The sequence below is a fragment of the Johannesbaptistia floridana genome (assembly GCF_057440575.1).
Genome location: NZ_JALKVM010000281.1, coordinates 1 through 9,485 on the forward strand (window position 1 = coordinate 1; position 9,485 = coordinate 9,485).

General features: G+C 35.0%; 8 protein-coding genes. 1 reads left to right on the forward strand and 7 read right to left on the reverse strand.

Annotation, left to right across the window (positions count from 1 at the left end; translation table 11 throughout):
• Nucleotides 1-291: 291 nt before the first annotated feature.
• Nucleotides 292-1,509, forward strand: a complete 1,218-nt coding sequence (locus tag MW688_RS17415; RefSeq protein WP_486737284.1) for a hypothetical protein — start codon at nt 292-294, stop codon at nt 1,507-1,509.
• Between the two features lie 734 nt (nt 1,510-2,243).
• Here MW688_RS17415 and MW688_RS17420 read toward each other — a convergent pair.
• The 7 genes from MW688_RS17420 to MW688_RS17450 all read right to left on the reverse strand — a co-directional run.
• Nucleotides 2,244-2,588, reverse strand: coding sequence for a DUF5615 family PIN-like protein (locus MW688_RS17420; RefSeq protein ID WP_486737285.1), 345 nt, complete (start codon nt 2,586-2,588; stop codon nt 2,244-2,246).
• Nucleotides 2,585-2,884: a DUF433 domain-containing protein gene (locus MW688_RS17425; RefSeq protein ID WP_486737286.1), complete on the reverse strand. Its 300-nt coding sequence runs from the start codon at nt 2,882-2,884 to the stop codon at nt 2,585-2,587. Before MW688_RS17425 ends, MW688_RS17420 begins: the two co-directional genes overlap by 4 nt.
• A gap of 307 nt (nt 2,885-3,191) precedes the next feature.
• A complete protein-coding gene (locus tag MW688_RS17430) occupies nt 3,192-5,426 on the reverse strand; it encodes an eCIS core domain-containing protein (RefSeq protein WP_486737287.1) in 2,235 nt (744 codons plus the stop codon).
• 609 nt (nt 5,427-6,035) lie between these two features.
• Nucleotides 6,036-6,347, reverse strand: coding sequence for a PAAR domain-containing protein (locus tag MW688_RS17435; RefSeq protein WP_486737288.1), 312 nt, complete (start codon nt 6,345-6,347; stop codon nt 6,036-6,038).
• Nucleotides 6,348-6,357: 10 nt separating this feature from the next.
• The gene (locus MW688_RS17440) at nt 6,358-8,208 is read right to left on the reverse strand and encodes a VgrG-related protein (protein WP_486737289.1); all 1,851 of its coding nucleotides are present in this window, start codon (nt 8,206-8,208) and stop codon (nt 6,358-6,360) included.
• Nucleotides 8,209-8,225: 17 nt separating this feature from the next.
• On the reverse strand, nt 8,226-8,750 hold the full coding sequence (locus tag MW688_RS17445) for a CIS tube protein (protein ID WP_486737290.1): 525 nt from the start codon (nt 8,748-8,750) through the stop codon (nt 8,226-8,228).
• 15 nt (nt 8,751-8,765) lie between these two features.
• Nucleotides 8,766-9,485, reverse strand: a 720-nt coding sequence (locus MW688_RS17450) for a hypothetical protein (RefSeq protein WP_486737291.1), incomplete at its 5' end; no start/stop codon positions are given.

Genomic DNA, 9,485 nt, shown 5'->3' on the forward strand with positions numbered 1-9,485 from the left:
AGTAATGAGTAATGAGTAATGAGTAATGAGTAATGAGTAATGAGTAATGAGTAATAAGTAATAAGTAATGAGTAATGAGTAATATCAAGTCCGTTTAATCAGTTATATTATGAGATATTGATGCAAATACTTAAAAACCATCTTTCTCCCCCTCTCCCCTCTCCCCCTCTCCCCCTCTCCCCTCTCCCCCTCTCCCCTCTCCCCCCTCTCGCCTGTTGGCCAATTTCTGTACTTTTGTATTTGCGTGCAAGATATGAGATGAATGAAAATATTCTAGAGTAATAAATAATTATGCAAGATTTTGAAGATTTAATTTTTAATGAAAAACAATCAATACCTTTTTTAAGAAAACTAGATGCTAAAAAAAGGACAAAAATTAGAGCTCGCGACTGGATATTAACCAGTGATTATCACGATCTTAGACAAAAGTTTCTGAATAGACTACTATGTAATCCTGGAATTTTGTCTGGTTTTGAAATAAAATTTAAGAGTAAATCTGATAAAAATATAATAGTAACTATTTATCCTGGAGTAGCTGTAGATAGCCAGGGCAGAATTATTGTCTTAAAAGAATCAAGAGATTATATTATAGATACTGAAGATAAACAAGTTTCTTTTATATGTGTTGCCTATGCTAATAATTTAATTGATGATGAAAATAACGATGATAATCCTTACCTAAACTTTCAACAAAAATATCAAGAAGATACCTGTAGTTTAAGAGAGTATACAGAGGAGAACTATGTTAATCAAGAAATTAATTTTGCAGATAATATAGAAATTTTTAGAATTTTATTGTCAACCAATTCCGAAATAAATACTAATACTCAGACATATTCTAATTATTTATTACCCAAAATTAATGAAATAGATTTACGTTTTAGGAAAAACTCTCATCCTTTTTTAGAAGGAAGTATTAATATTGGTATACTAATCGTTGGAGAAATAAATCGAGAAATACGCTTAGATTTATTTAATTGGGAATATTTAAAGCAAGCTTGTGAAGTAATTTATCCCAAGTTAAAGATTGTCAATATCCAATTAATAACAGAAGAGGATTTATTACCAGAGGATTGTGATTTTTTCTATCTAAGATATCAAGACGCACAAAAGGATAAGATAGTAAAAACTATTAATGAAATTCGGGATACAATTAGAGAAAATAAGCAACTTTTAGTAATTGATTCTGTAACCGATAATAATAATTTACTTCAAGAATTAAATATAGAACTGAGTGATTTGACTCAAGGGCACTTTTGCTGTCAATCGCCTTTTCTTTTTGATTCTCGAAGTCTACCTGTAGAAAAGTTATCTCTCGCAGAATCAGAAGGAGTGATAGCTATCCAAGGTAATTTGAGCGCTACTTGGGGATTGGGAAGAAGTAGAGAGTTAATTCGCAGTGGACATGAATTTGGAGTTAATATACTTTACTATAGTTGGAAAAGACGTTATTTTTTCCAGATATTTAACCCAGTTGGGAATAATACTACTATTAGAGACAATGAGTAGATTGTTGGGTTATCTCCCTGCCCCAACCTACAGTGTAGGCGATCGCGTGCGTGCTCTGCTTTTGCTGGTTTATAATTACCATTTTCTACACTTAACAGGGAGACAATGAGGTAAATCGTTGGGTTTCGTTCCTCAACCCAACCTACAAAATTTGCTACAGGAATACCATAAGATTAACCGTAGGTTGGGTTAAAGGTCGTGCAACCCAACATATCACCCTGGGAGACAATGAGTATATTGTTGGGTTATCTCCCTGCCCCAACCTACAGTGTAGGCGATCGCGCTATAGTTAGAAAATACGTTATTTTTCCTAGATATTTAACCCAATTGGGAATAAAACTACCATAAAGGAGTTGGGTTAATTGTGGGAGAAATTGTATGAGAAACTATAATGACAAGAGATGGGAAAAAATGAGATTATCGACGATAAAATTATAAACGTAGGTTGGGTTGAGGCACGAAACCCAACACAAAGATCAAGGATTTTGTTTTCATTTTGATAAAGTTTAACATCAATAACAATTTATGGCGATCGCCATAAGTTAAAATAGATACAGATTTGTTGGGTCTACTCGCCTAGGAGCGAGATCTCGCACTCTTATCGGTACTCAACCCAACAAATTATAGAGCTTGTTCCTAATATTATCAATAATTGCAGGGTAACCCAATTTATGGTCAATGCGATACCTGCGGGATCCGCGCAAGCGGTGCGCACTATTGTTCTCCCCAAGCACTCAAAAACTCCAGTTTATTTTCATATCTTCTGCTGATTTACTGGCGATTATTCTTAAAAGTCGGCGCATTTGTTCACCAATAGAGTAGCTTTGAAAACCCAAAATAATTCCAGCGTGTTGTTGTCCTGCTTTCATTAAATTACTGTGTATTCTGTAAAAATCTCTAACATTAAAGCTATAAATAATGCGATGATTATCTAATGCCCATTTTAATTGTTCTTCATCGCTACAAGACAACATTTGAGCTTCCCCTACAGATAGAACATCTATGTTCCGAAGGCGTAATGCCCTGAGAAGATCACTATCCATTGTATCCTCATCTAAATAGAGGCGAATTGGGTTCATGTTGAGGTTTTGATTTTTTGGTAATGTTTTTTGGCAAGTTCTTCATAAGCTATTTGTTCTGCTAATATATCTTGGTCTATTTCCTCTCTATTCCCATGATAATAAGTTAATGCAGCATAAACTTGAGTAATTGTGAGGTGATTTAATCGTCTTGCTATTTCTTCGGCGTTGTTACCTTGATTATATAAGCCAGCAATTCTACGAACTGAGGTGCGAGTACCTGTAATTATAGGACGATTACAGCCAGAATAAGGATCAGTGGTTATAAGTGTGCTAATGTCGGTAAGGTTTGCCAAGATCTTCTCCTTAATGGTATTTGTTTTTTACCTTCATTCGTAATTATAACTTGTGAACATGAATTGGTTACAAGGTGGCTAGGATAGAAGTTGGTCCTAATATTTTCAATAATTGTAGCTTAACCTAATCTATTAGAAATGCGATCGCGTGCGGTATTCGCGCAAGCGGTGCGCACTTTGTAAAATACTCTACAGGAATACCATAAGATTAACCGTAGGTTGGGTTAAAGGTCGTGCAACCCAACATATCACCCTGGGAGACAATGAGTATATTGTTGGGTTTCGTTCTTCAACCTAACTTCGCACCCTACTGAACTGAGTTCAATACTTCTTCGTAGTTTTTAAATATAGGTTCGATGAATTTTTCAACATTAGAATTGGACATTTTTGATGTTTGTTTATTGTTTTTTTCTTGATTATCAATATACTCTTCAAATAATGATGTTATCATTCCATAAGAAAGTCCTATAAATAAACCATAAGGTGTAATTAAGCCAGCTACACTTACTATTACATCAAACGCCAACCTTACTTCACCTTTTTCGTTATTGGCATAATCAAGTGTTGACAAACCTATTGATAGTAAAGTGTTTCCTTTGCTAACCTTTTTAGCAAATTTGGTAGCATTAGAAAACCAGTTTTTGTGTTTTTGAACAACATCTCTAAGATAGTGTTGATTGCCAAAAAATTTGTTACTATAAGTTCTAAAGGGAGATTTAAATTGAGATCCTTTGCTTTGATAAAATCCTATAAATTTATTCTGTTTTTCTAAATTACCAAGATAATAATCAATTCCATCAGCTATAATTGTTCTGGAAACAGAAATTTGGGGGTCTGACAGCAAAGAACTAATTTCATAAAGTTTACTTTTTGCTCCTTCAAAAAATCCATCTTCTTCAGATTGACTAGGTTGAAATAACTCTGATTTTGGTAAAGATTGAGTACCTTCCTGCGCTTCTATTTGACCTAATTGAGTTGCAAAGCGATCGCGCTGCTGATTTAAGTTCAATAGCTCTGATTCTGGTAAAGATTGATTATTAACTTGCTCCTCTATTTCAGCTAATTGACTATCCATTTTTGGTAAAGATTGAGTATCTTCCTGCGCTTTTATTTGACCTAATTGAGTTGCGAAGCCATCGCGCTGCTGATTTAAGTTCAATAGCTCTGATTCTGGTAAAGATTGATTATTAACTTGCTCCTCTATTTCAGCTAATTGACTATCCATTTTTGGTAAAGATTGAGTATCTTCCTGCGCTTTTATTTGACCTAATTGAGTTGCGAAGCCATCGCGCTGCTGATTTAAGTTCAATAGCTCTGATTCTGGTAAAGATTGATTATTAACTTGCGCCTCTATTTCAGCCAATTGACTATCCATTTCTGCTTCAGTTAAAGGCTGACGCTGAATTTTATCACCAGCTTGCTGCACTACATGGGTTAACTCATGAGCGAGTAATTCTTGCCCTTGTTTACTGACTGGATTATATTCTCCTTGACGAAAAAAGATATCTTGCCCTGTAGTAAAGGCGCGGGCTTGAATAGAACGATTTAAACTATCTGCTTGACTATCATTATGGACTCTCACTCCACTAAAATTTGCTCCAAAGGCACCTTCCATCGATTTAAGGGTAGATGAAGGTAAGCCTTCACCACCATTTCTAGCCTGTTGTAAAGATGACTCAAATTCTGTACTTATTTCTCCACTATTTGACTCTTGAGGAGAATTAGAACGCATTTGTATTGGTTGGTCATCTTCTTCTAAAATAGGTTGTTGTTGTACTGATTCAGTTTGAGTAGGTTGATTTATTTTTTCTACCACGGAGGCGGCTACTTGATCAGCTTCTTGTTCATATTTATCTCCAGGTTGACCTAAAGTTAATTTAGGCTGTACCCCAGTGCGAGTTAAGTCAAAACCATATTGTTGCTGCCATTCTTTTTTTGCTTGCAATTTTTCTCTATTTGTTTCAGTGAATAAGGGCGATCGCACTTGTGGTTTAGCTGTCTTAGTTTGTAATAATTCTTCCTCTTCTTCTGTAGGCATTGCCTGGGTTTGTATGGTTTCTGGTTGAGTAGCTGTCTTAGTTTGTAATAATTCTTCCTCTTCTTCTGTAGGCATTGCCTGGGTTTGTATGGTTTCTGGTTGAGTAGCTGTCTTAGTTTGTAATAATTCTTCCTCTTCTTCTGTAGGCATTGCCTGTTTTTGTATGGTTTCTGGTTGAGTAGCTGTTTTAGTTTGTAATAATTCTTCCTCTTCTTCTGTAGGCATTGCCTGTTTTTGTATGGTTTCTGGTTGAGTAGCTGTTTTAGTTTGTAATAATTCTTCCTCTTCTTCTGTAGGCATTGCCTGTTTTTGTATTAGTTGAGTTAGGTCATAACCATGTTGCTGGTGCCATTCTTTTTTTGCTTGCAGTTGTGATTGAGTCATTTTGAGTGATGATGGGTAGAATTGTTGTTCACCTCTCCCAGAATTCTGTTGCTTGATATGATTATTGTTTAATCCGCTACTGTTGGTTTTTTTTGCTATTTGTTCTAATACTAGTGACATAACTTATCTCACATTTATTTTGCTAATTATGATTTTCGATATTAAATTTTTTCCCTGAATTCCCTGAGTATATTAGGCGATCGCTTTTAGTTAAAACAGACAGAGTAGGTTGGGCCCTTGGAACAAAACCCAACCAATTAATGTTGGTCCTAATATTATCAATATTTGTAGTTTAACCAATCTCTGAGAAATGCGGTGCGCACGGGTCAACTCAGACCCTCGCATCTTTACCTAATGTTACTGGTTGTGGTTGACTCATGAGTCTTGAAGTCTTGAAGTAATGAGTTAAAGAATTGATGCTCAACGCTTAAAAATTGGTTGAACGAGCAAGATATGGGCTAAAGAGAAATGAACTTTTTCTGAGGTTAATTTAGTACATAAGTTCTGGTGCAAGATATGAGGTCAATGAAAGATTGGCAATATTCCAGTTTTCATCGTTATGTTGAGTCAAGAGTGTATGATTTAGTTTGGGTTAAAGGTCGTCCAATTTAACACATAACAGTGGGAGACAATGAGTATATTGTTGGGTTATCTCCCTGCCCCAACCTACAAAATATGCGATCGCGTGCGGGGTCCGCCCAAGCTGTGCGCACTATTGCTGCCAATGGTTTAACCTCCTATAAGGACAGTGTTTTCTCCCATGAAGATAGGATTACTTCCTCCTACTAACTCTACAACTTGGTCTCCAACCCTACAAGCTTGCTGTTTGTTGATATATACAGTTGAACTTCCTACAAGTACTGAGCCAACACCATGAGTAACTCCTGGAGCGTTCATCATAGGACAATTGTGTTTATCTATCATTGCTCTCCAAGCTGACTTTTTACCAATAAAAACATTGGGACTTCCTGGTCCTGGTTGTAAAGGTACTAACAGATGAGTAGTCGGATCTTGTATTCTTGCTGCTGGTAAACCTGGCATATCTTTCTCCTTAGTTTAAATAAATCATTGCACCTTCTATAGTAATCTTTCCGGTTGGTGCCTTAATATCAAGATTTCCTTTTGCCTTAATTTCAAGATTTCCTTGAGAGTTAAGGGCAACAGATTTACCGCGATCATCCATTTTTAAAAAATGACCTTGACTGGTTTTAATTTCAATCACTTGATTTTTATCACTTAAATTAACTTGATGACCTTTGGTAGTTTTAATTTCGATCACTTGATTACTATCATCTAAGGTAATTTCATGTCCTTTGGTAGTTTTGATTTCGATGACTTGATCGCTATCATTAATATTAATCTCGTGACCTCCAGAAGTCTTTATATAGCAACCTGTTTTACTACTGTCTTTGTCTTCTTCGACAAATTGAAGTATATGTCCAGTACGAGTTCTAACGGTTCTTAAACGTACTAAATCATCTACTACTGTATTCTCTACATTTTCGGGAGTTTTATCACTACCATTCCAAACATTACCCACAACATAGGGACGATGAATATCTCCATGTTCAAAACCTACTAGTACTTCATCATTGATTTCTGGTAACCAGTGAATACCTCTATCAGAACCTGCCCCAATTGTAACAACTCTTGCCCAATTACTATTATGGTCTTCCGTTAAGGTGGGAAATTTGACCCGGACACGCCCCATGTCTTCGGGATCTTGATTATCAGTTACAATACCTACTAATAGAGTTTGTCCCGGTTGTAGATATGTTTGGGGAGATACCACTGTATAGAGATTATCTCCTCTTAAACCCCTAACACTAAACTCAGTTGTATAAACTCTTTTGTGATACAGATGTCTGGTCTCAGTTATATAGTATTGACCATCGTATCTACCCATATCTTCTATATTAACTATTTTGCCAACTCTGATTTTGGTATTACCTTCACCTCTGGCGTCTGCGGTTATATACTCTCCCGATAACTCATTATAGATTGCCTGAGCTATTTGTTCTGCTTCTTCAGTTTTGAACACAGGTTTATCTACCACAACCATTTTGGGGGCATTGGTATTTTTATACAATTTAAATTTATTACTAGTTTCCTTTCCTTTACCACTTTTGTTTTCTGTTATCACTTCATCTTGTGATGCAGTAGCTACAATAGGTTCTTTTTGCTTGTAATCCCATCCCCTAACTTCTACACTACTAATTTGTTCAGCACTATTAACTTTTACCCGAAAACTGTTCAAATCTCTCAACCATTTTAAATTTAGGGAATCTTGGACTTTTGGTTTACAGAAATTCAGTTGATTATCTTGTACATATAATTGACATCCTAAGACAAAAGCTCTTTCTCTCAAAAACTCCATATTAGTTTGATTTTCTTGGAAAAGATACTCATATACACCACCGTTTTCTTCTACTGTCTCAGTGGTAATATCTACTTCTTGAGCTATTTTTCTCACTATGTCTGCGGCGGTTACATCTTGGAAAGAACGATTATATCTTCCTCTATGTAAGCGATGAGAAATATCATAACCTCTCACAATAATCGGCGCTTGGGATTCATCGGTAAAATGACATTCAACTGCTGTAATTTCTCCTTCAAACAGCTTTTCTGCACTAGTTTCTTGGAATTCTGCGGTTTTGCTTCCTTCTATAACTACAGTGATTGAATTACCTATTTGCAGTAAATTATCGTGTTTCCATGGTGGATCTTGTTGTGGTCTTCCAGAATAATAATCGTTATTAATCACTAAAGTTAGTAAATTAGGTACATTTAAACTTTCTTCAATAGACAGATGAAGAATATCTTCTAAAAATTCTTCTTCAACTGATTGATTATTAATTGTAATTTTTATGTTTGGTGATTGATATTTTTCGCTACTATTCATCTTTTTTATTTCTCTATTTACCAGCGAGTATTTTTATAACGGTTTATTTCAGGACTGGGAGTCTTAAGGGTCTTATTCTTATTTGGTGGATCTACTTCTTTTAAAGTAATAGAAGCTTTTGCTCTTACAGGAGTACCATCTTCTAGAAATAGAGTTATTTGATAATCAAGAGATTCCACAAAACAATAAATATATTGTATTGTTCCCCAAGTAAATAAATAAATTGGTGGTCGATTCAACTCTTTTTGATTTCGAGAATCATTAATAAATCTAACTGTTTTTGTTAATTTTTCTATTTCTACACCAACATCGCGATTATTTCTATTTTCATAGGTATCGAAGACAATATTTTTAATATTAATTGTTGTGGGACTAGGATAAGCAAAGCTAACTTTTGGTAAGCTAGTTTTATTCGCTCTTGCACCTCTATTCGCAGTAACATTAGCCTTTTTACTAATGCTTATTTCTGTCGGATTATACATAAATTTAAAATCATAGTATTCTCCATCAAGAGATTTAAGTTCTGCTTTTTGTAATCCCATTTTTTCTCCTATTTATTAGTATCTAGTTGAATAATATTTACCAGCTCTTTCTCTATCTATAATTATTCTATCTCGAATACAATGATAAATTTCGTGAGCTAATATTTCTAAATAATTTATTGAATCAGTGTTTTCCTCTTTGGTTTCTACTTCTGGTGTTTGAGAGTTTTCCTGTAAATAATTATTATCAACAGGATATTGACCATTAGACTCGTTTTCTTGACTGTTTTGAGATCTTAAAAACTCCATAGGGGTAAATCCATATTCGGATTCACTATTCTCTAATGGAGGTTGACTTAGTGGTGAATCCATTAAGTTATTTGGCATATTTAGTAATTCACTAATATTAGACCAAGATTCGGGAGGATCAGAAATGGTATTTTGACTATTTTGGGAAACGATATTGGATAAGTTGGTTAGGGGAAGATTTTTTGAGGATGGTATTATTCTCCTTATTAAATTCGATGGTGATATTTCTGAATCTGCAAGATTTGGTAAATTATTCTTTTCTAAGGCATTGGTAATTGATTGACCAGTTTCTGAGATTACATTGGGAATTGTTTCAGATGCGATCGCCTCAGGATTAAATTCTCCTACTGTCTCTGAAATTAGATTAGGAATTGTTTCAGATGCGATCGCCTCAGGATTAAATTCTCCTACTGTCTCTGAAATTAGATTAGGAATTGTTTCAGATGCGATCGCCTCAGGATTAAATTCCCCTACTGTCTCTGAAAT

Excerpts from the sequence above, each read along its gene's own strand:
- MW688_RS17420 (WP_486737285.1), bottom strand. The coding sequence starts at position 2,588 with ATGAACCCAATTCGCCTCTATTTAGATGAGGATACAATGGATAGTGAT.
- MW688_RS17430 (WP_486737287.1), bottom strand. The coding sequence starts at position 5,426 with ATGTCACTAGTATTAGAACAAATAGCAAAAAAAACCAACAGTAGCGGA.
- MW688_RS17440 (WP_486737289.1), bottom strand. The coding sequence starts at position 8,208 with ATGAATAGTAGCGAAAAATATCAATCACCAAACATAAAAATTACAATT.
- MW688_RS17445 (WP_486737290.1), bottom strand. The coding sequence starts at position 8,750 with ATGGGATTACAAAAAGCAGAACTTAAATCTCTTGATGGAGAATACTAT.
- MW688_RS17415 (WP_486737284.1), top strand. The coding sequence starts at position 292 with ATGCAAGATTTTGAAGATTTAATTTTTAATGAAAAACAATCAATACCT.
- MW688_RS17435 (WP_486737288.1), bottom strand. The coding sequence starts at position 6,347 with ATGCCAGGTTTACCAGCAGCAAGAATACAAGATCCGACTACTCATCTG.